We start from the raw sequence: 25,674 nt of genomic DNA on the forward strand, positions 1-25,674 counted from the left end.
AAAAACCCGTTTCGGGAGACAGGGTTCGGATTATTGCTCTGCGTCTAGCTCGCACCCCCGCCGTTCTCGTCGCCGACATGGTCTTGATCCCACCGCAGGCCTTGGTAATGATTGCGGGCTCTATCGCGGCTTGGCCCCTCGCAACCCCGCTCTCCGTACCGGGAACGTCGTGTCAGGTCTTCGTGACAAGCCCGTGAGGGTCCTGTGGGCGGCAAACAATCCGAGGTTGGCAGCAAAGAACCGTGGCGAACGTACCTGCGCCGCAAGGGGCTCAAGACCACCTTGCAGCGCGAGGCGATCGTCGATGCGTTCCTCGAGACCTCGGGCCACGTGAACCTCGAGGAATTGCTATCGCGGGCGCGCGAGAAGAACCCCGGTGTCGGGCTTGCCACGGTGTACCGCACGGTCAAGCTCCTGGAAGAAGCCGGCCTGGCCTTGTCTCGACAGTTCGGGTCGGGGCAGACCCTCTACGAGATCGCGGTCGTCGGTGAGCACCACGACCACATCATCTGCAAGGAATGCGGCTACATCGTCGAGTTCGAGAGCGACGAGATCGAGGCGCTCCAGGAAAAGATCGCGCGCCGTCATGGGTTCGAGATCGTGCAGCATCGGCACGAGCTGTTTGGTCTATGCGACAAGGCACGAGGCCTCCCCGAAGGCACCTGCCCCGCCGAACGCGCCAAGAAGCGTTGAGGCTGCGTTAAGTTCGCATCCACCCAGGAAGCCCTCTTGACCGGCAAGGCGCCAGGCGAGCAGCCCCGCACGGGCCCGGGTTCGGAACCTGCCTCGTGGTCGCGGCTGCCCGGGGAAGCCACGCAGACGGCCATTCGCCTGCCGCAGAGGCGCGGCGCGTTCGGCCTGCGGACGCAGGTGCTGCTGGGACTTGCGGTCGTGGCGCTTTTCGCGGTCATCTCCACCGGCACGCTGGCCCTGTGGGCGGCGGCGGATGCCCTTCGGCAGGAACGAGAGGCCACGGCCTCGACGCTCGCCGCTGCCGCGGCGTCAGCCATCTCGGCCGCCACCCCTCCCGAGCGCCCGTTGGCCGAAGGCGGAGCGATGAACCGGTTCGATCCCCTGCTGAGGCAGCTGCTGGAAGGCAGTGCCCTCGTGGAAGTCTCGATCCTCGACGAGGCACAGAACCTCGTGGCGTCCCGCCCCCCGCGCGAGGCGAGCGACCGTGACCCGCCTGCGGCCCGTGCCGTGCTGTCGGGTGTGCCCGCCGTGCTCCACTACCGTAAGGGGACGCAGGGAGACACGGAGCTTTTGGCCTACGCCCCCGTTTTGTCCGGCAGGCAGGTGGTGGGGCTGGTCCGGGTCGTCACCCGCGCCCCGCCCCCGATGATTGGCTTTTTGGCGTCCTCGGGTTCGGCGCTGGTGGGCCTCGCGTTGGGCAACGCGGTCTTGCTGGTGGCGCTGGGGTATTTCCTTCTCACGGCGCTCGTCATACGTCCCCTGCGTGGGGTCGAGCAGGCGTCGGCGCGCGTGCGCAGCGGTGACCCGACACCCATCGTCGTCGAGGGTCCGCGCGAGATCGTCAGCTTGGCCGACGCGTTCAACCTCATGACGGCCTCACTGGCCAGCCAGCGTGAGCAGCTCATCCGCACCGAGAAGTTGGCTTCGGTGGGGCAGCTCGCGGCGGGCGTCGCGCACGAGATCGGGAACCCCTTGGCGGCGATCCTCGGTTACGCCGACCTCTTGAGGGGCGACGCGGCCGCGCCCGACGAAGCCAGGCTCAGCCCGGACGAGCGCCACACCATCGCGAGCCGCATCAAGACCGAGACGCAGCGGATTCACCGAACGATTTCCGATCTGCTCGCCTACTCCCGCCCGGGCCGCGAGGAAGCCGGTAAAACCTCGCCGCTCGAGGTCGTCAAGGCAGCGCGCGATCTCGTGGCGCCCATGGGAAGCCGCTTGCGCCACACGGGGATCGAGATCGACGCATCCGCCGCCTGGGCTTCCGTCGTGGCCTCGCCCGAGCGGCTGCGGCAGGTCTTCGTCAATCTGTTCCTCAACGCCGCCGACGCGATGAAGGGCCAGGGGAAGGTCACTGTCAGCGCCTCGCGCGAAAGCGATTGGCTTTTGGTGCGCGTGAGCGATACGGGGCCCGGCGTTCCGCGTGAGCTCTACCGTCGCATCTTCGATCCCTTCTTCACCACCAAAGACCCGGGCCAGGGAACGGGGCTAGGGCTCTCCATCTGCCGGGCCATCGTCGAGACGTTTGGCGGCACGCTCGAGGTGGTCCCTCCTCTGCCGGGCGAGGGCGCCGTGTTCGTGGTCAGCCTGCGCCTCGCGGCCGCAGCGTGAGCACGTTCCCCGCTCAAAGCTTGCGGCACTCGAGCGCGAGCACGGTGATGTTGTCCGTACCGCCTGCTTTGTTGGCCTCGTCGATGAGACCCGCCACGGCGGCCTCGAGGTCGCTGGCGTTGCGCACCGTCTCTGCCATGAGTTCCTTCGAGATCATGCCTGAAAGGCCATCCGAGCAGAGCAGGAACACGTCTCCGTCTGCGATCTCGTCGGCCCTCACGTCGACCTGAACGTTTTCTTTCATGCCGAGCGCCCGCGTGATGACGTTCTTGTGGGGGAACCGCTTTTCTTCCTCGTCCGTCATGTCGGGGCGGGCGTCCTTGTAGTCTTCCAGCAGCGAGTGGTCCCGGGTGAGCTGCGACACCTCTTCGCCGCGAATGCGGTAGCACCGCGAGTCGCCCACGTGAGCTACGTAGAACTTGTCGCCCGTGATTTGCCCCATGACCACCGTGGTGCCCATGCCCTTGAGCTTCGCGTCGCGGGCGGCGGACTCGAAGATACGCTTGTTGGCCATCTTGATCGCCACGGCCAGACGGTTCTCCAAAAAGGACATGTTCTTGTCCATCTTGAAGGGCCAGGTGTTCTCTTCGTCCTGGGTGCGATCGAAGAACTCCTTGACCACATCGGCCGCCATCTTCGAGGCCACCTCGCCGCAGGCGTGTCCTCCCATGCCATCGGCCACCAGGAAAACCTGCTCGTCCTCGATGAGCGAAAAGAAGTCCTCGTTATGACTCCGCTTGAGGCCCGGGTCGGTCTTGGCGGCGTAGCGAATGCGCATCGCTCTCGTTCATAACACGTTGTAACGCTTGCCGGAACGGGGAAGGCGACGCGCGTTAAATCCGAGGAGGTGCGGCTCCTACATTCGGTCTGGTCCCTCTCTCGGCGGGGCGTGCAGGCGAGTTTCCCATCCCGAGATTGACAGGCCGCAGGGGGCTCACTACTGTACTGAACAAATGTCTAAGTCCCCCGCTGCCCTGCCTTCCTTCGCCGTGCTCGCCATCGGTGACGAGGTTCTGCGTGGGGAGATCGTGAACGGGAACGCGGCGTTTCTTTCGGATCGGGCCTTCGGCATGGGGCTCGTCCCCGGTGAGCACGCGGTGGTGGCGGATGATCCCCTCGTCATGGAGGCCACGCTCCGGCGCCTTGCGGCGTCCCACGCGGTCGTGTTCGTGACGGGCGGGCTCGGCCCCACCGAAGACGATCGCACGGTCGACGTGGTGTCGCGCATGTTGGGTGTCGAGCCCGAGCTGCACGGGCCCTCCGCCGAGGCCATGCGGGCCCGCTTCGCGCGCCAAAACTTCCACCTCACCCCCAACAACGAACGCCAGGTGCGGGTGCCCGCGGGCGCAGACCCCTTGCAAAACCCCGTGGGCCTGGCCCCCGGCTTTCACGTGCGCCTCGGCGAGGCCTCCGCGTACTTCATGCCGGGGGTTCCCCGGGAAATGAACCGCATCTTCGAGGGGGGCGTGGTGCCTCACCTACAGGGGTTGATCGCGCGGGCGGGGGGCCTGCCTACGAAGGTGTGCACCTGGCACGTCTACGGCATGGGTGAGTCTCACATCGACCACGCCCTCACCGGCTTGCTGGAGGGGCTGCCCGAGGGGCAATCGGCTTCATTGCATTTCCGCGCGGCCCAGACGGAGTGTCACGTACGGGTGGTGCTCCGGCATGAGCCCACGCCCGAGGCCGAGACCGCGGCCGCGGCCACGCTCGGCACACTCGACGCGCAGGTCACGTCTCGGCTGGGGCAGGCGGTTTACGGAACGGGGGAGGACACCTTTCCCCTGGTGGTGCAGCAGCTTTTCCGCGCGCGTGGCCGCACCTTGGCCTTCGCCGAATCGTGCACCGGAGGCTACGCGGCCGAGCTCTTCACGGAAGAACCAGGCGCCAGCGCCGTCTTTCTGGGGGCGGTCGTTGCCTATGCCAACGAAGTGAAGACCCGGGTCCTTGGGGTGCCCGTCGAGACTTTGGCCGCGCACGGGGCCGTGAGCGAGCCGTGTGCGCGTGACATGGCCGAGGGCGGACGCCGGCTTCTGGGTGCAGACGTGGTCGTTGCCATTACGGGCATCGCAGGCGACTCGCGCGACGGCAGCACGCGGCCCGTCGACGTTCCTGGGCAAAAACCTCTGGGAACCGTTTGCTTCGCGGTGACTTACGGAGGCGAGACGCGCACGCTCACACGGTTGTTTTCAGGCGGCCGCGATCGGATCCGCCGCGCGGCCGCCTTCGCAGCCCTCGATCTGGCGCGGCAGGCGCTGCTGGGGCGCTCGGGCGAGCGCTAGAGCCCACATTTTAGAGAATCGCAGACCATCAGGAAGAGAAGACGAAGGAGAGACCCATGGCGACGGTGCAAAAGACGGAGTCGAAAAACGGAAAAGCCAGCGGCGCCGCCGCGGAAGAGGTGTCGAGCGAGGCCCTGCATGACGGCGCCCGTGACGCCTCGAAGGTCATCAAGGAGGCCGCCGAAGTCCCTCGGGTGCGTGATGCCGAGAAGGACAAGGCCATCGACCTCGCCGTCTCCAGCATCGAAAAACAGTTCGGCAAAGGCAGCATCATGCGCCTCGGCGAGGGCGTGCCCGCGCCCGAGGTGAAGGTTGTCTCGACCGGCTCGCTGGGTCTCGACATTGCGCTGGGCGTGGGAGGGTTGCCGAAGGGCCGCATCGTCGAGGTGTACGGCCCGGAATCGTCCGGCAAGACCACGTTGGCTCTGCACGTGGTGGCCCAGGCGCAAAAGCGCGGCGGCGTATGTGCCTTCGTCGACGCCGAGCACGCGCTCGACGTGGGGTATGCGCGCAAGCTGGGCGTACGCACCGACGATCTGCTCGTCTCCCAGCCCGACTATGGCGAGCAGGCGCTCGAGATCGCCGACATGCTCGTGCGGTCGAACGCGGTGGACGTGGTGGTGGTCGACTCCGTGGCGGCCCTCACCCCGCGGGCCGAGATCGAGGGCGAGATGGGGGATTCCCACGTGGGCCTTCAGGCACGGCTCATGAGCCAGGCTCTGCGCAAGCTCACCGGGACGATCGCAAAGTCCAACACCCTGGTCATCTTCATCAACCAGATCCGCATGAAGATCGGCGTGATGTTCGGTAGCCCCGAGACCACCACGGGTGGCAACGCGCTCAAGTTTTACGCCAGCGTTCGGCTCGACATTCGCCGCGTGGGGGCGCTCAAGGATGGTGAAAAGGTGGTGGGTAACCGCACGCGGGTGCGTGTGGTGAAGAACAAGATGGCGCCGCCCTTCCGCGAGGTCGAGTTCGACATCCTCTACGGCGAAGGCATCAGCCGCGAAGGCGACCTGGTCGACCTCGGCGCCGAGAGCGGCATCGTCGACAAGGCTGGGGCGTGGTTCTCTTTCGAGGGCGAGCGGGTCGGGCAGGGACGGGAGAACGTCAAGACCTACCTGCGCGAGCATCCCGAGACGGCCGCCCGGATCGAAAGCCTCATCCTGGCGAAAAATGGCATCAACCGCGACTTCGGGGACGCGGCGGTGGGGGCGGCCACGGCCGAAACGGGCAAGTCCGGCAAGAAGACCTCCGCCTCGGCCTGAGCCGCTCGTGGATCGGCTTGCCTACAGGCCTTGGTAAAGATCGTAAGCAAAATAACGAATGAGAGACGTGCGGCCCTGGACCCTGGGGCCGCACTCGTTTCGAAGCGCCCAAGATCCGGGGTGCGCCCGCCCGGCTCCAGGTGGGCGTCAACGCAGGCCTGCGGGGGAATGCGCCGGAATCGTACGGACCTACCGTTGACGCCAAGGATTCCGTGCGCCGAACAAAAGGCACCGCCGGTCTTCCTGAAAAGATCCGTTTGGTTCTGCGTTGTTGAGCGTCGGCAGCTCACCAAATAATGTCGCGCGCCGCCTCCCCCCATATTACGATCCGATCAATGGCAACCAAGAAGAACGTCCCCGAGGGACCCGTGGAGATTCCCGACCAGCTGGCGATTCTGCCGCTGCGCAACGCCGTGCTGTTCCCGGGCTCGATCATTCCGATCGACGTGGGCCGCAAGCGTTCGGTCAAGCTCATCGAGGAATCGATCAGCAAGGAAAAGCCGGTGATTGGCATCATCACCCAGCGCGATGCCCGCACCGAAGACCCCGAGCCGGGGGACCTCTACACCGTGGGATGTGCCGCCCGCATCCTCAAGGTCATCAAGCTCGCGAAGGACAACTTCTCCGTCATTCTCCAGGGCGTGTCTCGCATCCGCATGCTGGAGATCAGCGAGCAAGATCCCTACATCACCGCGCGGGTGCAGCCGGTGCCCGATCCCACCGAGTCGAACGTCGAACTCGACGCCCTGGTGGGCAACCTGAAGGACGTGGCCAAGCGGGTCATCAAGCTGATGCCCGAGCTTCCCAAGGAAGCCTCCGCGCTCGTCGACAGCGTGACCGATCCGGGGCAGCTGGCCGACCTCATCACCTCCAACCTCGACGTGCAGGTCGACGAGAAGCAGGAGGTCCTCGAGATCTTCGACCTCAAGGCCCGCCTCAAGCGCGTGCTGCAGTTCCTGACGCGGCAACACGAGGTGCTCAAGGTTCGCGAGAAGATCAACACCCAGGTTCAGGAAGAGATGGGCCGCAACCAGCGCGAGTACGTGCTGCGCCAACAGCTCAAGGCCATCAAGGAAGAGCTTGGCGAGATTGACGATTCGGGCGGGGATCTCGACGACTTCCGCGAGAAGGTCGCCGAGGCCAAGATGCCTCACGACGCCGAGAAAACGGCGCTCAAGCAGCTCGACCGTCTCAAGGTCATGCAGCCCTCCTCGGCCGAGTATACGGTCACCCGTACCTATCTCGAGTGGCTGGTCGAGCTGCCCTGGTCGAAGAGCACCGAAGACAAGCTCGACATCGCCAAGGCCCGCGACATCCTGAACGAGGACCACTACGACCTCGAGAAGGTCAAAAAGCGCATCCTCGAGTATCTGGCGGTTCGTAAGCTCAAGGCCGACAAAAAGGGTCCCATCCTCTGCCTGGCGGGTCCGCCCGGGGTGGGCAAAACGTCGCTGGGTCGCTCGATCGCGCGGGCGCTGGGCCGCAAGTTCGTGCGCATTTCCCTGGGTGGCGTGCGCGACGAGGCCGAGATTCGGGGCCACCGGCGCACCTACGTGGGGTCGCTGCCTGGCCGCATCGTGCAGGGCCTGAAAAAGGCCGGGTCGAATAACCCCATCTTCATGCTCGACGAGCTCGACAAGCTGGGGCACGACTTCCGTGGTGATCCCGCAGCGGCGCTCCTCGAAGTGCTCGACCCCGAGCAAAACTTCTCGTTTTCCGATCACTACCTCGAGGTGCCCTTCGACTTGTCGAAGGTGATGTTCGTGGCCACGGCCAACATCCTCGATCCGATCCCCGCGGCGCTTCGGGATCGTCTCGAGGTTCTCGAGATTCCTGGCTACACCCGCGAAGAGAAGCTGAACATCGCCAAACAGTTCGTGATCAAAAAGCAGCTGGAAGAGCACGGGCTCACGGAAGAGCGTGTGGTCTTCGAGGACACCGCGGTGGCCGAGATCATCGACGCCTATACGCGTGAGGCCGGCGTCCGCAACCTCGAGCGCGAGATCGCCTCCGTGGTCCGAGGTGTGGCCGTGTTGGTGGCCGAGGACAAGGCCAAGGAGAAGGAGGTGCTCTCCCTCGAGCGCATCCCCGATTTTCTTGGGCCGCAAAAGCACCTTCCGGAGGTGGCCGAGCGCACGAGCGAACCAGGGGTGGCCACGGGCCTGGCCTGGACGCCGGTGGGCGGCGACATCCTCTTCATCGAGGCCACGCGTATGAACGGCAAAGGCAACCTGGTACTCACGGGGCAGCTGGGTGACGTCATGAAAGAGTCGGCCACCGCGGCGCTTTCCTTCATTCGCTCGCACTCCCGCTGGCTGGGGCTCGACGACAACTTCCTCGACAAAACGGACATCCACCTGCACATCCCGGCAGGCGCGATCCCGAAAGACGGCCCCTCGGCCGGCGTCACGATGTTCACGTCGATGACCTCGCTGCTGACGGGCAAGCCCATCCGTTCGGACGTGGCCATGACCGGGGAGATCACCTTGCGGGGCCTGGTGCTGCCCGTGGGGGGCATCAAGGAAAAGTTCCTTGCCGCGCACCGGGCGGGAATCAAGCGGGTGATCATGCCCGAGCGTAACAGCAAGGATGTCATCGACATCCCGGAGCACCTGCGCAAGGAGATCGAGATCATCTACGTCAAGCGCATGGACGAGATCTTGCCGCTCGCGCTCACCGAGATGCCGACCTTGGTCGGCTCGATGACGAGCTCCATCACGCCCGCCCAGGTCACGTCGCCTTCGGCCTGACCTCTGTTCCGGGACCTTGGGTCCCGTACGGGAGGCGCAAGGGCAACAGTTTTCCCACCGGTGCGGGGAGCTGTTGCCGCTGGTGCGTTTCGCGGCCAGGCTTGGCCAGGGTGCAGCCTGTTCCGCATCTGAGGTTCACATGAAGCGAGCTCGTTTGGGGTCCCGTTCGTTCGTCCTAAAGATCTGTCTTTGGGGCACTCTGGCCCTCGCAGGGGCCGGGATGGCCCGAGCAGGCGAGATCTCAGTCCAGCTCGAGCCAGGGCCCGGGGCGGCTTACGCGACGGAGGCCGGGGTGCCTCTTTCCCAGATCGAAAGCGCGCTCCGCACGGAACTCGAGGCGCTCTACCGCGCTTCGGACGCGCGACGCTACATTCAAGCCTTCGGTGACGCGCAGGCCTTCGCCAATCGGGGGCTTGGCGCCGATTATGCCTCGAACCCTCGCAAGTTCATCATCGGTTTTGCGGTGAACGTTTCGGCCACCACGGACGAGGCCTACGTGGACAGCCGCAACGGCCGCCAGCCTCCCATCGACGGCGTGGGGGCCAACTTCTCCGTGATGGCCGGCACGAATCTCGACTGGGCGGGGCTGCGGCCTGTCACGATCTACGCGAACTACTTTCGCGCCTCGGGGGCCTACGAGCGCTTCGACGGCACGACCGAAAACTTCGGCGTTCACGGGCAGGTGAAACTCTTCGAGGACGTGCACGACCCGAAGCGCAGCTCGGTGTTCGGGTGGGGGGGCATCGACGTGACGACGGGGCTTCAATACGGCCGGCTGTCGCTGACCTTGGCCGATGCGGTCACGAGCCGCATCCCGCTTGCGAGTGGCGCGGGCGCACCCTACATCGAGGCGAACACATCGGGCTCGTTCAACGCGGACATGCGCGTTTGGTCGGTGCCGATCGAGGTCACCACGAACGTGCGGCTGTTCTACCTTCTGTCCCTTTATGGCGGCTTCGGCTACGACTGGCAGTTCGGCACGAACGAACTCAGCATGGACCTGAACAGCACGCTGCTCGGTGTGGTGCCTCAGGTCGGGGACAAAGTGAATGTGGGCACGGCGCGCCTGACCGCCCGTGAGTCAGTCAGCCCCACCACGGGCAAGCTGCGGAGCTTGGTGGGCGTTCAGGTGAACCTGACCGTGTTGCGGGTCTTCACCCACGTCAACGTGATGCCGGATCGGGGCCTCATCGGTGTGGTGGCGGGGGCCCGCCTGGCGTTCTGAGGGCGACACGCGGCGCTGTCAGGGCCCTGCCGGGGCGAGGGCGCGTGCAAGCGGGTGTCCCTCCGCACGGGGCGCCTGGCCGAGGGACAGCAGAGCGGCCAGGGTGGCGCCCACGTCCTCGGCCCGGGCCACCTCGACCGTCACACCGCGCGCGATGCCGGGCCCCGCCAGGAGGTAGGGCACGCGCAGCTCCTCCGCGCGCAGGCCGCCGTGCCCCCCGCGGTAGTTGGACACGAAGCGTTCGTAGTCTGCGGCCAGGTCGTAACCGGCCTTCGCCAGCACCACCATGTCGCCGCACCCCGGCTGCGAGAGCAGGGCGTGCACCCGCACGAGCGCATCCGGGAACGAAGTCCGTGCCGAGGCGGCGAGCCAGGTGTCTCCGGGGTGGGGGTGTCCATCGATGAGTGCGGCCGTTCGGGGATCCTGGACGTAGCCGAGCGGATCGGCCCCGAGCGGTTCGTACCCAAAGCCGCCCTCCGTCTTCGTGATGCGGGCCTCGCCGTCGCGGCTGTGGACGAAGACGTCGCCGCCACGGTCGCGGGCCAACACCATGTCGACGCCCGGGGTGGCTAGCACGGTGGCGAGCAGATCCACGGCTTTGCCCCTCGGGCCGGGAAACGCCCGCAGCGCCTCCCGCGGCACCCGCACGGAAAAGTCGCCCGCGTCGGGCGGGGCCTCGGGGTTGCGGGCATAAAGGTAATTGAGGCTGTTGCCGTTCACGAGCAACACGAGATCTGCGCCCGCGAGGCGTTCCGCGAGGTCATCGTCCAAAGTGTCGTCGACCACCCGCGTGGCCTCTTCGCGATCCACCCGGATGCCCGCGCGACCGAGCGAGTTCCGCAGATCTACGTTGGCGTGGACGTCCACCAGGCCGTGGTCGGTCAGCACCGCATACACACGACGCCCTTCCTCGCCCCGCGCCTGGCTTTCGGCCCGATAACGTCCGATGAGCTCGTCGACCGTCTCGAGCAGGGCATCGTAACCGGCGTCCATGCCGTGCAGGTGGGCATGGGCGTCCGGCGAGGTGAAGCTGACCCACTGGATCTTCGGTTGGTGAGCCAAGTCGGCCACGGCGGCTGCCCAGACCCGCCTTTCAGCCTCCGCCAGGTCGGGGGCCACCCGAGGCCCGAGCGCGGGCAAGGCCCGCAACCAACGCGGCAACCACCAGCTTTGGTTGTATTTCGCCATCGTGAAGTCCCAGCCGGTCATCACCTTGGAACGAACACCGCGATCGACGAGCGCGTTGATCGCAAAGCTGTGGTCGGGGGCCACCTGCTCGAAGAGCGTGGGCGGTACGGCCGCCAGGTCCGTATTCATGTGCCGGTTCGAGCGCCCCACGTAGTTGCGGATCTGTCCCCGCGTGCGCGTGCGGTCAAACCAACGCAGACCCAAAAGCCCACTGCCGGTGGCGTCGCGGCCCGTAAGGAAGGGGTAAAACCCGTAGCCCGTCATGCTGGGAAAGGCGGAGATCCCGTTGGCCACGGAGGTCCCCTCGGCCGCGAGCCGGCCAAGGTGCGGCAAACGCCCGGCGCGCGAGAGCGCCTCGTAGTGCGTTTGCGACAGGCCGTCGATGAGGAAGATCGTGAGGAGTTTGCCCTCGGCAGGGCGCCCTGGTGGCCGCGCCGAGGGCACGAGGATGAACCAGGCGATCACCGCCACGAGGGCCAAGCCCCCCAGCACACGGAGCCAACGGCGACGGAGCACCCGGCGGGTCTTGACCCACATCGGCTCGGGGCGCAACCCGATTCGCCGCCCTGCGCGTCATGTTGCGCCGCGCATGCCGGAAGGGGTGTCGGAAGCCGCCAAAAAACACGCGCGCTACAGAATCTTCCCCCTCCTCGACGCATCCAACCCGGGTTGCGGGTTGCACCCACGGGGGGCCCGAGGCTAAAACCCGCCCGCGTACGCGCCGAACAGGAATCACGTTTGGGAACCCCGAAAAAGTCCTACCTCATCGTCACCGCCGTGGAGGCCGCCCTGGGCCGACTAGCCTCTTTGGCGGCCCGGCGACCCGTCGCGACCCTGCTCGTGCTGCTGGCCGTGACCCTGGCTGCCCTCGTCCCGGCGCGCCGGCTCTCCCTCAACGCCGACCTGATGGGCCTGCTGCCCGACAATGCCGAGAGCGTGCAGGCGCTCAAGCAGGTCAAGGACCGCTTCGGGGGCTTCGGCTACGTCGCCGTGGTGGGGAGAGGGGGATCCCCAGAAGCGCTGCAAGCCTTCGCCGACGATCTGGCGCCCGAGCTCGAGCGGCTACCCACCGTTCGTTACGTCGACCACAAGCGCCCCCAGGATTTTTTCCAGGAGCATTTCCTCTACTTTCTGGAAACCGAGGACTTGCAGACGCTCGAAGAGCGGATCGCGGAGCGGGTCAACTGGGAAAAACGGCAGAAGAACCCCCTCTTCGTGGGCCTCGACGACGAAGCACCCCCGGCCGTCGAGGTTGACGACCTCGTCGACAAATACACGGTGGGCGGGGCGGGGCGCCTCTCGAAGGTGCGGGAGTCGTACTACATCGACCGCGAAGAAGGACTCATCGCGCTCTTCGTCAAGCCAAGCGGGATCGGCTCTGACCTGAACTTCTCCCGGCGCGTGGTGGACGACGTGAAGGCCGCGGTAGCGTCCCTGGATCTCGACCGCTACGGCTCCGACTTCCGCGTCTCCTTGGGCGGCACCTTCACCAAACGCGTGGACCAGCAGGAACTCATCACGCGCGATCTGCGCCTGACCACGCTCGTGGCCCTGATCGGCATTCTCGTTTACGTGGTGTTTTACTTTCGGCGTTTGGGCGCGGCGGCTCTTCTCTTCGTGCCGCTGCTCGTGGGCCTGGCCTGGACGTACGGCCTCGCAGGCCTCGTGTTTGGGCGCCTCAACATTCTCACGGGCTTCATTGGTGCCATTTTGCTCGGCCTCGGCATCGACCACGGCATTCATTTGCTCGGGCGCTTCGAGTCGGAGCTGAAGACGCGGCCTTTTCACGAGGCCATCGCACAGGCGTTCGGCCGCACCGGGCGCGCAGTCGTTCTGGCAGCCTTGACGACTCTGGTGGCATTCTCCGGGCTTGCGCTCTCCGAGTTTCGGGCGTTTCGCGAGTTCGGCATCCTTGCGGCCTTCGGCATCACCATGGTGGTGCTGTCCACGGTGTTGATCCTGCCGGCGTCTCTCTCCCTCTTGTCGCGTTGGGGCTGGAAGCCGCGCGCGCCCAGTGCGGGTGTGATGGGCGGCCTGGTGCAGGCGCTCTCCCGGCGTCCGGGTGTGGCCACTGCGATTGCGGGTGTTGCGTTCGTGGCTCTGGCTGCGTCTTCCTTCCAGGGGCGTTTCGACTACGACACCCGGGCCCTGGCACAAAGCCATCTCGAATCGTTCAAGCTGGACGCCGCGCTCGATGGCCTGCTCGGCTACTCGATGACGCCCATGGTGGTGCTGGCCAACGACCAATCCCACGAGCGTCGCATCGTGGAGGGCTTTCGCGCGCGCAAGGCGGGCCGGGCAGACAAGAGCACCATCGACCTCGTGATGGCGAAGAGTGACTTCGTTCCTCCAGACCAAGCCGAAAAACGCGCTGTCATCGAACGAATCGGCAAACTGATCGATCCGCTCGAGGCCTCGGATTTCGAGGGCGATGCGCACGCGCGCTTTGCGGCTCTGCAGCAAGGAGTCAAGGCACTGCCCTTCGGCTACGCAGACATTCCTGCCGAGATCCGACGCCAGTTCGAGAGCCCCCGACAGCTGGGCCCTGGCGGGGCGCCCCTCGCGGCCGAAGCGGGCAGCTTCGTCCTGGTGTTCAGCAGCTTGGACCTCTCGGACGGCAAAAACGCCATCCGCTTCGCCGAAGACGTGCGCAACGTCCCGCTCGAGGGGGGGGGAACCGTGTCTGCAGCAGGTGAACCGCTCGTGTTGGCCGACGTATTTTCGTTGGTGGCAAGCGAAGCGCCCCTCGTGATGGGCCTCACCCTCGTGCTCGTGTTCTTGTCCATGTGGCTCCTCGTCGGTTCTTTCCGCAAGAGCGTTTTGTGCCTGGTGCCCGCTGCGCTTACCCTGGTGGGGACCTTCGGCCTGCTGCCGCTTCTCGGGCTTTCCTTCAACACATTGAACGTGGTCATGATCCCGGTGCTGTTCGGGATGGGGGTCGACGGCGGGGTTCACCTGGTGACCCGCCGCATGCGGCCGGAGGAGCGGCTGGGGGCGATCACGGAAACGTCTCAAGCCATCTTGGCGGCCTTGCTCACCACGGCGCTTGGATTTGGGGCCCTGGTGCTCGCTGACCACAGCGGCCTCAATTCGCTTGGCTGGGTTGCCCTGACGGGCTTGTTCGTCAACGCGCTCTCCTGCGTGGTGGTGCTCCCGGCCGTGCTCCTGTGGCTGGGAGATCGGGGCCGCCCTCAGGGCGCCATCGCTGACCCCGCGCAAGCGGCCTGACGTCCGGGCCTGTCGAGCGCGCGGGCGCGACCAAAGCCCGCACTCTCCCCTCGGGGGTGCCGAAAAGCCCGAGGCCGTCGCTTGACGCTCAGGGGCTCCGTGCTTACGTTGCACCTCAAGTCACAAGACACCCCGACTCAGCGGAAAGGACGGCTAACTATGGGAAAGATAATTGGTATTGACCTCGGGACCACGAACAGCGTGGTGGCCATCATGGATGGCAAGGAGCCCAAGGTCATCCCCAACGAGGAAGGCAGCCGGCTGACGCCGTCGGTGGTGGCGTGGGACGAAAAAGGCGAGGTCCTGGTGGGCCAGATCGCCAAACGGCAGTCCATCACGAACCCCGAAAACACCGTCTTTTCCGCGAAGCGCTTCATTGGCCGTCGGTTCGACGAGGTCCAGGCCGAAGCGCAGCGCATTCCCTACAAAGTCGTCAAGGGCCCGAACGGCGACGTGCACGTCGAGGCCCGCGGCAAGCGCATGGCGCCTCCCGAGGTCTCTGCCAAGGTGCTCGGCAAGCTCAAGCGAGCCGCCGAGGAGTACCTGGGCGAAAAAGTGACCGAGGCGGTCATCACGGTCCCGGCCTACTTCAATGATGCGCAGCGCCAGGCTACCAAAGACGCGGGCAAGATCGCCGGCCTCGAGGTCAAGCGCATCGTCAACGAGCCCACCGCTGCCGCGCTCGCCTACGGTCTCGACAAGAAAAAAGACGAGCTCATCGCGGTCTACGACTTCGGTGGCGGCACGTTCGACATTTCGGTGCTCGAGGTGGGCGAGAACGTGGTCGAGGTCGTATCGACGAACGGCGACACGCACCTCGGCGGTGATGACGTCGACTCACGCGTCATGCAGTGGCTGATGGACGAGTTCAAAAAAGACCAGGGCATCGACGTCTCGAAGGACAAGATGGTCCTTCAGCGTCTGCGCGAGGCGGCCGAGAAGGCCAAGATCGAGCTGTCGTCGGTGATGGAGACGGAGATCAACCTGCCCTTCCTCACGGCTGACGCTTCGGGCCCGAAGCACCTGCAGATCAAGCTGTCGCGCGCGAAGTTCGAGCAGCTGATCGACGATCTGGTCAAGCGCACCATCGAGCCCTGCAAGAAGGCCTTGGCCGATGCGGGCAAAAAGCCTTCCGACATCCACGAGGTGGTGTTGGTCGGGGGCTCGACCCGCATCCCGCTCGTGCAAAAAGCGGTCAAAGAGTTTTTCGGCAAGGAGCCTCACAAGGGTGTGAACCCGGACGAGGTCGTGGCGCTCGGTGCGGCGGTTCAGGCCGGCGTGCTCTCGGGCGAGGTGAAGGACATGTTGCTGCTCGACGTGACGCCGCTTTCGCTCGGCATCGAGACGTTGGGCGGTGTCATGACCGCGCTCATCCCGCGCAACACCACCATCCCCACGAAGAAGTCCGAAACCTTTTCGACCGCGGCCGACAACCAGACCTCGGTCGAGGTCAAGGTGTTCCAGGGCGAGCGTCCCATGGCCAGCGATAACCGGCTGCTCGGCAAGTTCGGGCTTGAAGGCATCCCGCCGGCGCCACGAGGCGTGCCGCAGATCGAGGTCACCTTCGACATCGACGCCAACGGCATCGTGAACGTGTCTGCCAAGGACAAGGCCACGAGCAAGGAGCAGAAGATCACCATCACGGCGTCGTCGGGTCTGTCCGAGGGCGAGATCGACCGCATGGTACGCGAGGCCCAGGAGCACGAGGGCGAAGACAAGAAGCGCCGCGAAGCCATCGAAAAGCGGAACCAGCTCGAAGGTCTGGTGTTCAGCGTCGAGAAGCACCTCGAGGAAAACCGGGACAAGATTGGGCAGAGCGATCGCAGCGACCTCGAAGCCGCGCTCAAAGAGTCCCGAGATGTGCTCGAGGACCACAAAACGCCCAAGGAGGCTGACGTCTTCGAAGGCGCCTTCGAGCGGCTGCAAAAGGCGTCGCACAAGATGGCCGAGGCCCTGTACAAGGGGGCGGCCGGCGCACCCGACGGCGGTGCGGGTGCCGGCGCCGCGGGCGGCGGCGGTGACGACGATGGCGTGATTGACGCCGAGTACACCGACGCTCCCAAGAGCTGAGCCCGTACGTACGGGCCGCTCGGGAACGAAATCAGCAGCGCGTCGGGATGATCCCGGCGCGCTGTCGTCTTTCGAATCCGCGTGAAGTGGCTGCGCCTGTCGCGGGGTGAGCCCGCTGCTAGGCTCAGGTGCCCCTCATGAGCCCGATCCTCCTCGAACTGCCCTCGAAGGTGCTGGCGCTCTTGGCCGTGATCCTTGCCGGCGCGAGCTTTGTACGAGCCTGGGCGGCCCGCGGCCGTCCGGGCGCCAAGGCCTCCTCGACCCCCTGGCTTCTGCTGGCCGGGGCTTGGGCGCTCATGGGTTTGCGGGGCGGCGCGTTCGTGCCCAGGGTGGCGACCTTCCGAGAGCCCTGGGTCGCTCTGCCCATCTACGCCTATGGCACGATGTTGGGTACGTCGCTGGTGCTGGGATGGTTTGTGGCGCTTCGTTTCGCGAAGGCCGACGGGGTGCCGCAGGAACAGGCAGGAGCCATTTACATGTGGACCGCGGTCTGGGCGCTCGTGGGCGCGCGGCTGCTCTATGTGCTCACGAACCTCTCAGCCTTCAATCGCCCCGGCGATCTGATGGCGACGTTGATGGTTCAAAAGGGTGGCATGGTTGCCTATGGAGGCATGATCGGAGGGTTCTTGGCCAGCTGGTGGTGCTGCGTGCGTCGCAAGCTTCCTCTCTTGCAATGGGCGGACGTGGCGGCTCCGTCCGTTGCTTTGGGCACGGGCATCACGCGGATCGGTTGTTTGTTGTACGGATGTGACTACGGCCGACCGACGGATCGACCCTGGGCCCTGGTCTTTCCGAACGGCAGCCCCGCCTGGGACGCCCACATCCGACGGGGATTCATCGAGCCACACGCTGCGGGCTCTTTGCCGGTGCACCCCACGCAGGTCTACGAGTCCCTCCTGGGGTTTGCCCTCTTTGCCCTGTTGCTGGGCGTGCGGCGCCGCCGCCGCTTTTCAGGCCAAGTGTTCCTGGCCTGGGTGATCGGGTACGGCATAGGTCGTCCCCTCATCGAGATCCTGCGGGATGACGACCAGCGGGGCCAGGTGGGGCCGTTTTCGACCTCGCAAGCCATCGGGATGACTGCCGTGCTGCTCGCCCTGGGGCTGTCTCGGGTGCTCGTGCGCAAACACCGGCGGGATCCGTCGTCTTCTCGGCTGTGGGACAAGGGAGGCGTCCGCTCTGGTTCGACTTGACGCGATGGCTCCGCGTGGGCCTCGCCCGCGATTGCTGGTATAAGAAGCAAAACGGGGAGGCAGCGATGAGCATGAAGCGCAGTGCTGGCACGCGGGCGACCACGCTCGGGTCCGACAGCAGCGGTGTGAAGGTCGATCGACAGGTGCTCTTCGACGAGCTCCGCAAGCGCGCAGAAGGCGGGGAGGTCTTCTCCGCCGTGGACGTGGCGTTGGCGATCGGGGCGGCAGAGCCGCAAGTGGCCCGCACATTGATTGGGCTTGGGGCCGAGGGTGCGATCGAGAAGGTGGACGTGGGCAAGTACCGCGCCAACCCCATCGCGGATCTAGATTTGCCCGACTTCCTCAAGGCCTTCTCACGGGCCTCCAAGATGGACGCGACCCGCATGCGCGACATCTCGGAGATCGAACGGCTCAAGAAAAACAACGACGTCATGCGGACCCGGCTGCTGCGCGCGCAGGCCGAGCGCGACCACTATCTTGCGGCCCTGCAGCGCCATGGCATCGACCCAGGCCCTCTGGCGGCAGAAGAACCGCCGCCTGCGCCCGGCACGGGGGTTCGTGGCTCTGACCCTTCCGGCCAGGCGTGAGGGAGCGCATGAGCGAAGCGAACCCGCCGTCCCTCCGCGAAAAGCCCATCCACCTCACGCTCATTCGTCACGGCACCGCCCACGACGCCGATCGCGACAGTGACCGGGCGCTCACCCCGGGCGGGAGGCGAGAGGTGGCGCGGGTGGGCCGAGGTCTGCTGCGCACCGGGACCCGCTTCGACGTGGTGGTCTCGAGCCCCCTGGTGCGGGCCGTGCAGACCGCCGAGATCGTGATCGCCCGCCTGGACCACGCCGGCCAGGTCGTCGTGGATCGTTGCCTCGAGCCCGAACGTTCACCGCGCGCCGTGATCGAGTTCGTGCGCGCGCTCGCGCCCGCGCGCCGGATCGCTCTCGTGGCCCACGAGCCGATCCTTTCGTCCTTGGCGGGCTTGCTCCTCGGGCGCCCCTTGGGCCGGGGCCTCCTCAAGGGCGAGGCGCTGAGGATCCGGTTGGCGCAGGGGCTCGACCGGCCAGGGCAGTGGCGTTGGTCGATCGATCCCGTGGCGGGCAAGCGCAAGCACCCCGCTTCGTCCTGACCCATGAACCAGCGCATCCGCCTCGTGTTGCGACCCCCTGCGCTGCTCGGGGGCGCCCGCGCCACCGAACGCATGGTCGAGATGGAAGCGGCCCAGGGCGAGGTGCGTCTCGGTCGGGGGCCCGACCTGGGTCTCACGCTGCCGTTTCCCACCGTTTCCACCTTGCATGCCCGCGTCTTTGCGCTCGACGGACAGTGGTGGGTTGAAGATCTTGGAAGCGTCAATGGCACCTGGATTGGCCCTCGCCGCATCGGCGCGCACCGCCCCGAGCCCCTGCGCGGCGGAGACGAGCTGCGCCTGGCTGACATCACCGTGGTGTTCGCAGGTGTCGTGGGCGACGGCCCCGCGCCCCCGGTGGGCACGGGCGAGGTGCATGGCACCACCACCATCGCGCGGCGTCTGGTGGCGGACCTCTTCGGGGCCGTGCGCCCCACGGAGGTGGCCGTGGTGGAGGTCGTGGAGGGCCCCGACCGTGGGCAGCGCCTTCCCCTGCCGGACAGCGGACGGGTGTACCGCGTGGGGCGTGGCGCCACCTGCGATCTGGTGTTGTCGGACGCGGACGCCTCCCGTGAACACGTGGCGCTCGAGCGCCGCTGGGACGGGATCTTCGTGACCGACCTGGGCTCGAAAAACGGCGTGATGGTGGAAGGAAAGCGCATCGCAGGCGCCGTGCGTTTGGGAGACGGCACGCTCGTGGTCCTGGGCGCCACCCGCCTGCGCCTCGACGATCCGGAAGACCGATACCTGCGGGTCATGCAGGACCCCAGTGGGCCCGAAAACCCGGTGGCCGCGCCTCCTGCGGCCCCAACACCCGAGGCGGGCACGCCGCGGGCGGTTGCGGGGAAGGGTTCCGCCGCGCGGCCTGCCCGTCAGCCCTTGCGCGCGGCAGGGCATCCGCCAGCCGGGCGCACACAGCGCTTACCGCAGCCTCGGGCTCGTGGTGTCGCCTTGTGGTTTGGGCTGCTCGCCGGCGGCGTGCTGCTGGCGCTGGCGGGCCTGGTGCTGGTGCTGGCGATGTGATTGCGGCCGCGGGTTCTGGCTCTTATTCTGCGCCCCATGACCGACCTTGTTGCCGCCCTTCGCGCTCCTTTGGTGTTTAGCCCGCGCTACCAGGTGCTCGTCTGGGGCGGCCGCCGCATGGAGGCGTACCGCACGGATCTGCCCGAAGGGCCCGTGGGTGAGTCCTGGGATCTTGCGGACCAAGAGCGTGGCATGAGCGTTGTATCCCAGGGACCTTTGGCGGGTGAAACGCTGCGAGAGCTGACGCTGCGGTTTGGCAGGGCGCTCGTGGGTGACGGCTTCGCGGGGGGGCCGTTTCCTCTGCTCGTCAAGCTCATCGATGCCGCCGATCGCCTGAGCGTGCAGGTGCACCCCGACGACGCCTTGGCCCAGAGCCTGGGGCTCGGGCAGAACGGCAAAACAGAATGTTGGCTGATGGTGGGTGAGGGAGGCGAACTTTTTCAGGGAACGCAACCCGGCGTGGATCGCGCCGCGTTCGAGGCCGCTTTGGGCGAGGGGCGTGTCGAGGAGACTCTGAACCGGTTCGAGACGCGGGCCGGAGATTTCTTTTTCCTCGAGGCACGGACCGTACACGCTCTGGGGCGGGGGTGTTTGCTCTACGAAGTGCAGCAGACCTCCGACATCACGTTCCGCGTATGGGACTGGGGGCGTGTGGGGCTCGACGGCCAGCCTCGTCCGCTGCACGTGGCCGAGTCGCTCGCGACCATCGATTTTGCCCGTACCGGGTTTGGGCCCGTGCGCCCAGCGTGCGAGGCGCACCCGGCAGGTGGACTGGTGCGCAGCCTGGCGTCGTGCGCGTACTTCGCCGTCGAGGAGCGTCTGCTCGAGCGAAGCGGTCAGGTCACGGCGTCCACGCCCACGCGCGCCCGGGTTTGCACGATCGTGACCTGCCTCGGGGGACGAGGGCAGCTCGTCACGGAAGGGGGTACGTTGGCCCTGGGGCCCATGCAGACCGCGCTCGTCCCCGCCTTGGCCGGGGGCTGGCAGGCTGTGGCCGCGACGGATGACTTCAAGGTGCTCGCCGCCACCCCAAAGTTCCCGCCCACCTGAGGCGGTGGCGCCGCGTTCGTCACGCCCGACGGCGTTGCGCGCTCCGTCTCCGCCAGGCCGAAGGCCGCACGTTAGTTGCGGTTCTTCTTGCGTGCTTTCTTCTGTTCGCGGCGCTTCTGCTTCATCTTCACTTTCTCGACGCTCCGTTTTGGGGCCGAGAAGTGACCGCGCTCCATGCTGGGCGTCGACATCATGCTGGCCAGCTGATTGATGTCGAGGCCACCCATCTTCGCCATTTGACCCATCTGGCGCAGCTGTCCCAGCTGCTTGAATCCGGGCAATCGGCCGAGCAGGCCCGTGCTTTGACCGATCTGCTGCATCATCTGCCGCATCATCGCGAAGCGGTTGAGGATGTCGGCGACATCTTGCTCCCGACGGCCCGAGCCGCGGGCCACGCGGCGCAGCCGGTGTTGGTCGTAAAAGGCGCTGCGCTTCTTTTTTCGTCGCTCGCCCTCGATCACCTCTTCCCAGCTGGTGACGATGAAGCGCTCGGGGTGCCTGCGCTCGTCGTCGGTCATCGACGAGATGATCGCCTTGATCTTGACCAGCTCCTTGTCATCGATCTGCGCGTTTTCTGGGATGTGATCCGCGATTCCGGGGATCATCTCGACCATCTCGCGCAGCGAGCCCATCTTCTGCAGCACGCTGATCTGCTCGAGGAAGTCGTTCATGTCGAACTTCCCCTTGAGCATGCGCATCGCATCCTGCTCGGCCTTCTCCTGGTCGACCACCTCCTCGAACTGCTGGATGAGGCCCACCACGTCGCCCTGGCCCAGGATGCGGCTGGCCATGCCGTCAGGGCGGAACTCTTCGAGCCGCTCCGAGGACTCACCCATACCCACGAACTTGATCGGCTTGCTGGTGACCGCGCGGACGGACAGCGCGGCGCCGCCACGCGCGTCGCCGTCGAGCTTTGTCAGTACGACGCCGTCGTAGTCGAGCCGATCGTTGAAGGTCTTCGCCGTCGCCACGGCGTCCTGCCCGATCATCGCGTCGACGACGAAGAAGATGTTGGCAGGGTTGCAGCGCCGCTTGATCTCGCTGAGCTCGTTCATCAACGGCTCGTCGATCGCCAGACGGCCGGCCGTGTCGAAGATGATGACGTCACGGCCGTTCTGGGCGGCAAACTTCATTGCCCGCTCGCAAATGTCAGGCGGACTGCCGCCCGGCTCTGCGTAGACGGGCACCTCGAGCTTTTCGCCCAGCACCTTGAGCTGATCGATCGCGGCCGGCCTGTAAACGTCGGCGGCGACGAGCAGGGGGCGTTTGTGCCGCTTCTTCAGCAACAAGGCCAGCTTGCCCACCGTGGTGGTTTTGCCGGAGCCCTGAAGGCCTACCATCATGATGCCGGTGGGGCCCTTCTTCGCGAAGGTGATCTCGCTGTTCGTCGGCCCCATGAGCTCGACGAGCTCGTCGTTGCACATCTTGACGAAGTGATCGACGGGGCTCACTTTGCGGGTCTTGTCGGCCGTGCCGGCCTTGACCTTCACGATCTGGCCGATGGCCTTGTCTCGCACCCGTTTGCAGAAGTCCTGAACCACGTCGTAGCCGACGTCGGCCTCGAGCAGAGCCGTGCGTACGTCTTTCAGCGCTTCGTCGACCGTGGCTTCGTCGAGTTCGGCGAGGCCCTGGAAGCGTTGGCGGGCGGAGCGGAAGCCTTTTGTGAGCGTCTCGAACATGGGGCCGCGGACTCTACCACAGTGGATCCGGGTTTGCGGGCCCGGGCGGCGGGGGGGCGTCAGGGCGAAGGCCGGGACACGGGCGGCCGGGGTGGGCCGTCCTCGAGCCAGCGCCGCCAGCGGGCTACGGCCGTTTTCCGGGGACCTGGCAACAGGTCGAAGTGGTAGCCGAGCGTCTGCCCGGTGAGCTCCGCGAGTTCGGTGATGGCCACCAGGCGCAAGTCTGGGCGTTTGCTTTCAAGCCCCTCCACCAGCCACGTCTGTCGCCCCTCGTCCCCGTGGGCCCCGAACCATCGCTGCCAGCGGCCCCGGCTTCGTCCGTGGTCGTGCGCCGTCAGCCGCAACAGCTGCCCCTGACAAAGCTCGATCACCTCGAGGTTTTTGGCTCCGAGACCCTCCACCAGCGGGTCTCGGATCTCAGGGGCGTCACTGCGGAGCTCCCCCAGGACGGAGGCGGCCGCCGCCCGACCGGGGTCGAGTGCGCTCGAATCGGTCAGCTCGGCCGCCAAGCGGGTGATGGTAGAGCGAAGCGCCGGGTGCGTCGCAAAGGGACGAAGACTCCGGGCCAAGGCCGTTTTGACCTCACGCTCGGGTTCATCCGCCAGCCGGCGTGCCAGAGTCTGCAGCGCCTCCGGGCCCGGAGGGTCAACGAGACCTTGCAGCCGGTACCCGAACGCCGACGCCGCCCACTGGCGTTCGCGTGGGCTCTCGGCGTTCAGGCGGCCCAACAGCCACGGGAGGGGGGCCGCCTGGGCCACCAGGGGTAAGGCGGCCCGGGCAACGCCTTCGCCCCTTCGGGCCAATTGCGGTAGGCGCGCGAAGATCTCCTCGGCCGAATACCGCGCAAGGATGGCGCTGCTGGCGCTGGCCGCGCGGGGCCCTCCCTCGAGTTCAGCCACGAGATCGAGCGCGCCCAAAAGTTCGTCGGGGGCCTGCGGGCTTCCCGGGACAGGGGCTACCTGTGCCAATGCCGGCTGTGGGGGGGCGATGCGGTCGAGCGCCGCCTCCACCTCCCTTTCCAGGGCCCGCCGTTCGGCTTCCGGCGCCGAAAGGGCGCTCGGGACCGGCTCGCTGCGTGGTGCGTGACCGGATGCTGCGTCGGTGAGAGGCGTGTCTACGCGCGCGGTGCCGGGAGCCGGGGCGTCTGCGGGGGCAGCTTCCGGGGCTGGCGTGTCCGCAGGGGCGGCCCCTGGGGCCGGGGTGTCCGCGGGAGCGGCCTTCGGGGCGCGTCCTTTTGCCGACCTGGCTTCGGGGTCCGGAGCGCCTCGAGGCGGCAGATCCGCGGGGGCCGGCGTGGTCTCGACGGGCGCGGCCACGGGCTGCGAGGGCAGGTTTGGGGCAGCCGGCTGCGGACGGGGCCGCGGGCCTAGATCGACCAGGGGCGACGAAAGGCGTGGCCGAGGCGACCGCGCCGCCGCCCAGCGGCGCACCTGCTCGGCCCCCATGAGCCGCCCAAGCAAAGACAGAAACCGGGGCGGAACGGGGTGTCCGTAAAAGGCCCCGAGCAGGGCCTCGAAGCGCACTTCAGGAACGATGTAGGTGTCGGCGTCGCGCCCGGAGAGCAGCGCGCGCACGGCCTCGGTGTCGAAACTGGGACGGGCCACCACCTGAACCCGCTCGGAGTCCCCCCGCTCGGACTCGAACGCAAAGGCGCCCAGGCGCCGCGCCACATCGCGACGCACGAGCACGTCAGGCTCGATCATCGGCCCTTCGAGCAGGGCCGGGGGCAAAGGGGGAAGGCCACTGTCCTCGACCAACAAGGCCCACAGCGTGCCTTCGTCGACCAGCCCCATCTCCAGCAAGACGGTGTCGAAACCGCCTCCGTAGACCTGCTGACGGCGTCGGGCCATCAGCACGGCTTCGCGGCGCAGGGCTCCGCTCGAAACCAGCCGCTCTTCCAGGCCCCGGCCGGCGGTCATGTCACTGGTCGAAGATGACGAAGGTACCCGCCAGGTGGTCGTGCAGCGCCCTTCGCTCCCGGTCGAAGAGACACCACAACCAACCGAGGCCCGCGGGCAGCACGGCCAGGCAAAGCGCGAGGTAGCGCAGGAAGCCCCGCGCGGGCCCCGGAAGCGTGCCGCGCACCGAGATAATGCGCAGTCCCATGAGCCGCAACCCCAAGGTCTGCCCCGCCACGCCCGCGAGGTAGACGTGGTAGAGCGCGCCCAGCCCGAAGAGCAAGCCTACCGCTCCCACGGCCATGGGGTTGCGATCGAGCACGCCGGCAACCAGGAGGTCGGGGCCCAGCTCCTTGACGTTTGGAAGTTCCAGGCGCAGGGCCAACGCCAGCAGCGCCAATACGCCCAGCGCCGTCCCCACCACCAAGACGGTGTCGATCACCACGGCCACGAAGCGCCGGGGAAAGGATGCCGCTCGAACTTTCAGCACCCGCTCATCGCGGGGCAGGGTGTGGCTTGCAGGAGCCGCAAGCGTGGCGGCGTGAGACGTCATGGACTGATTTTCAAGACGGCCGGTCACCCGGGTCAAGTATTCGCTTACTCATGCGCTCGTCAACGCGCGGGCGCGTCGTGCTTCGTGGCTCTCGTCGAGGCCTCCCGTACCGGCCTGCGCCAGCGTGAGCGCCACCAGCGCCGCCGTTTCGGTGCGAAGAATCCTGGGTCCCAGGGTCACCGGCACGAAGCCCAAAGCCTCGGCACGAGCGACTTCGTCACGGCTCAGACCTCCTTCGGGGCCGATCAGGATCTGGAGGTGCTCGTCGTTCGGGTTTACGCAGGCAAGCAGCGGTTGCCCGTGCGCGTCCTCCCAGGCAGCCAGGCGCTTGCCAGGAGGCAAGTTGCCCAAGGCGTCTGCGAGCGTGCTGGGGGTGTGCACCCGCGGCACGTCAGCCCGGCCGCACTGCCGGGCCGCCTCCTGCGCGATTTTCTGCCATCGCTGCTGCCGTGCCGCAGCCTTGTCGGGATCCAGGCGTACGACCACGCGACTCGTCAGCACCGGCACGATCTGGTCGACGCCCAGCTCGGTGGCCTTCTGGACGACGAACTCCATGCGGTCCGCCTTCGGCAGGGCCTGCAGCAAGGTGAGCGTGGTCCCGCGTGCGGCCGTTTGGCGTCCGTTCGACAGCTGGATCCACGTCTCTTCGTCCTGCGACCTGACGATGGTGGCGTCCCATTCCCGCCCCTCTCCGTCGAATACCACCAGGGTATCCCCCACGCGGAGGCGCAGCACCCGGGCGAGGTACCGATGCGCCTCGGGGGGCAGCCGCTGCTCGGGCGCGCTCCCGTCGACCGCGTGGCCCGCGGGGGGCCAAAAAAGCCTCGCCGCCATGGAGGGGCTCGC

19 protein-coding genes are annotated in these 25,674 nt (G+C 66.7%); 13 read left to right on the top strand and 6 right to left on the bottom strand.

What is annotated here, in order from left to right; all coding sequences use genetic code 11:
- Positions 1-204: 204 nt before the first annotated feature.
- On the top strand, positions 205-693 hold the full coding sequence (locus KA712_06265) for a transcriptional repressor (protein MCG5052545.1): 489 nt from the start codon (positions 205-207) through the stop codon (positions 691-693).
- Positions 694-729: 36 nt separating this feature from the next.
- The gene (locus tag KA712_06270) at positions 730-2,304 is read left to right on the top strand and encodes a HAMP domain-containing histidine kinase (protein ID MCG5052546.1); all 1,575 of its coding nucleotides are present in this window, start codon (positions 730-732) and stop codon (positions 2,302-2,304) included.
- A 13-nt stretch (positions 2,305-2,317) separates the two neighbouring features.
- Here KA712_06270 and KA712_06275 read toward each other — a convergent pair whose 3' ends face one another.
- On the bottom strand, positions 2,318-3,082 hold the full coding sequence (locus KA712_06275) for a Stp1/IreP family PP2C-type Ser/Thr phosphatase (GenBank protein ID MCG5052547.1): 765 nt from the start codon (positions 3,080-3,082) through the stop codon (positions 2,318-2,320).
- Between the two features lie 175 nt (positions 3,083-3,257).
- Between KA712_06275 and KA712_06280 the strand changes: the two genes are divergently transcribed.
- The 4 genes from KA712_06280 to KA712_06295 all read left to right on the top strand — a co-directional run bounded on the left by KA712_06280 (position 3,258) and on the right by KA712_06295 (position 9,829).
- Complete coding sequence (locus KA712_06280; GenBank protein ID MCG5052548.1) at positions 3,258-4,586, top strand: CinA family nicotinamide mononucleotide deamidase-related protein; 1,329 nt, start codon at positions 3,258-3,260, stop codon at positions 4,584-4,586.
- A gap of 56 nt (positions 4,587-4,642) precedes the next feature.
- Positions 4,643-5,854 (top strand): recombinase RecA, encoded by a 1,212-nt coding sequence (gene recA / locus KA712_06285; protein MCG5052549.1) that lies wholly within the window; start codon positions 4,643-4,645, stop codon positions 5,852-5,854.
- Between the two features lie 296 nt (positions 5,855-6,150).
- The gene (gene lon, locus KA712_06290; GenBank protein MCG5052550.1) at positions 6,151-8,604 is read left to right on the top strand and encodes an endopeptidase La; all 2,454 of its coding nucleotides are present in this window, start codon (positions 6,151-6,153) and stop codon (positions 8,602-8,604) included.
- A gap of 139 nt (positions 8,605-8,743) precedes the next feature.
- Positions 8,744-9,829 carry a hypothetical protein gene (locus KA712_06295; protein ID MCG5052551.1) on the top strand — a complete coding sequence of 362 codons (1,086 nt, stop codon included), beginning with the start codon at positions 8,744-8,746 and terminating at the stop codon, positions 9,827-9,829.
- An 18-nt stretch (positions 9,830-9,847) separates the two neighbouring features.
- Here the strand turns inward: KA712_06295 and KA712_06300 are convergent, their stop codons facing one another.
- Positions 9,848-11,554, bottom strand: a complete 1,707-nt coding sequence (locus KA712_06300; protein MCG5052552.1) for an alkaline phosphatase family protein — start codon at positions 11,552-11,554, stop codon at positions 9,848-9,850.
- A gap of 201 nt (positions 11,555-11,755) precedes the next feature.
- On the opposite strand from KA712_06300, the gene KA712_06305 reads away from it, so the two are divergent.
- From KA712_06305 to KA712_06335, 7 genes are all read left to right on the top strand, one after another.
- Positions 11,756-14,245: an MMPL family transporter gene (locus KA712_06305; protein MCG5052553.1), complete on the top strand. Its 2,490-nt coding sequence runs from the start codon at positions 11,756-11,758 to the stop codon at positions 14,243-14,245.
- A gap of 159 nt (positions 14,246-14,404) precedes the next feature.
- Positions 14,405-16,315 carry a molecular chaperone DnaK gene (dnaK, locus tag KA712_06310; protein MCG5052554.1) on the top strand — a complete coding sequence of 637 codons (1,911 nt, stop codon included), beginning with the start codon at positions 14,405-14,407 and terminating at the stop codon, positions 16,313-16,315.
- Positions 16,316-16,452: 137 nt separating this feature from the next.
- Positions 16,453-17,505: a prolipoprotein diacylglyceryl transferase gene (locus KA712_06315; GenBank protein MCG5052555.1), complete on the top strand. Its 1,053-nt coding sequence runs from the start codon at positions 16,453-16,455 to the stop codon at positions 17,503-17,505.
- A 71-nt stretch (positions 17,506-17,576) separates the two neighbouring features.
- Entirely contained in the window at positions 17,577-18,092 is a 516-nt protein-coding gene (locus tag KA712_06320) for a hypothetical protein (GenBank protein ID MCG5052556.1), read from the top strand.
- Between the two features lie 8 nt (positions 18,093-18,100).
- The gene (locus KA712_06325; protein MCG5052557.1) at positions 18,101-18,628 is read left to right on the top strand and encodes a histidine phosphatase family protein; all 528 of its coding nucleotides are present in this window, start codon (positions 18,101-18,103) and stop codon (positions 18,626-18,628) included.
- 3 nt (positions 18,629-18,631) lie between these two features.
- Complete coding sequence (locus tag KA712_06330; GenBank protein ID MCG5052558.1) at positions 18,632-19,648, top strand: FHA domain-containing protein; 1,017 nt, start codon at positions 18,632-18,634, stop codon at positions 19,646-19,648.
- A gap of 36 nt (positions 19,649-19,684) precedes the next feature.
- Positions 19,685-20,698 carry a class I mannose-6-phosphate isomerase gene (locus KA712_06335; protein MCG5052559.1) on the top strand — a complete coding sequence of 338 codons (1,014 nt, stop codon included), beginning with the start codon at positions 19,685-19,687 and terminating at the stop codon, positions 20,696-20,698.
- A gap of 71 nt (positions 20,699-20,769) precedes the next feature.
- On the opposite strand, the gene ffh is transcribed toward KA712_06335, so the two are convergent.
- The 4 genes from ffh to KA712_06355 are packed head-to-tail and all read right to left on the bottom strand — an operon-like array spanning position 20,770 to position 25,662.
- Positions 20,770-22,377: a signal recognition particle protein gene (gene ffh, locus KA712_06340; GenBank protein MCG5052560.1), complete on the bottom strand. Its 1,608-nt coding sequence runs from the start codon at positions 22,375-22,377 to the stop codon at positions 20,770-20,772.
- Positions 22,378-22,436: 59 nt separating this feature from the next.
- Entirely contained in the window at positions 22,437-24,296 is a 1,860-nt protein-coding gene (locus KA712_06345; GenBank protein MCG5052561.1) for a hypothetical protein, read from the bottom strand.
- A gap of 1 nt (position 24,297) precedes the next feature.
- Positions 24,298-24,828 carry an RDD family protein gene (locus KA712_06350; protein MCG5052562.1) on the bottom strand — a complete coding sequence of 177 codons (531 nt, stop codon included), beginning with the start codon at positions 24,826-24,828 and terminating at the stop codon, positions 24,298-24,300.
- Between the two features lie 48 nt (positions 24,829-24,876).
- The gene (locus KA712_06355) at positions 24,877-25,662 is read right to left on the bottom strand and encodes a 16S rRNA (uracil(1498)-N(3))-methyltransferase (protein ID MCG5052563.1); all 786 of its coding nucleotides are present in this window, start codon (positions 25,660-25,662) and stop codon (positions 24,877-24,879) included.
- Positions 25,663-25,674: the final 12 nt, after the last annotated feature.

It is taken from the genome of Myxococcales bacterium (assembly GCA_022184915.1).
Lineage (GTDB): Bacteria > Myxococcota_A > Polyangia > Fen-1088 > Fen-1088 > JAGTJU01.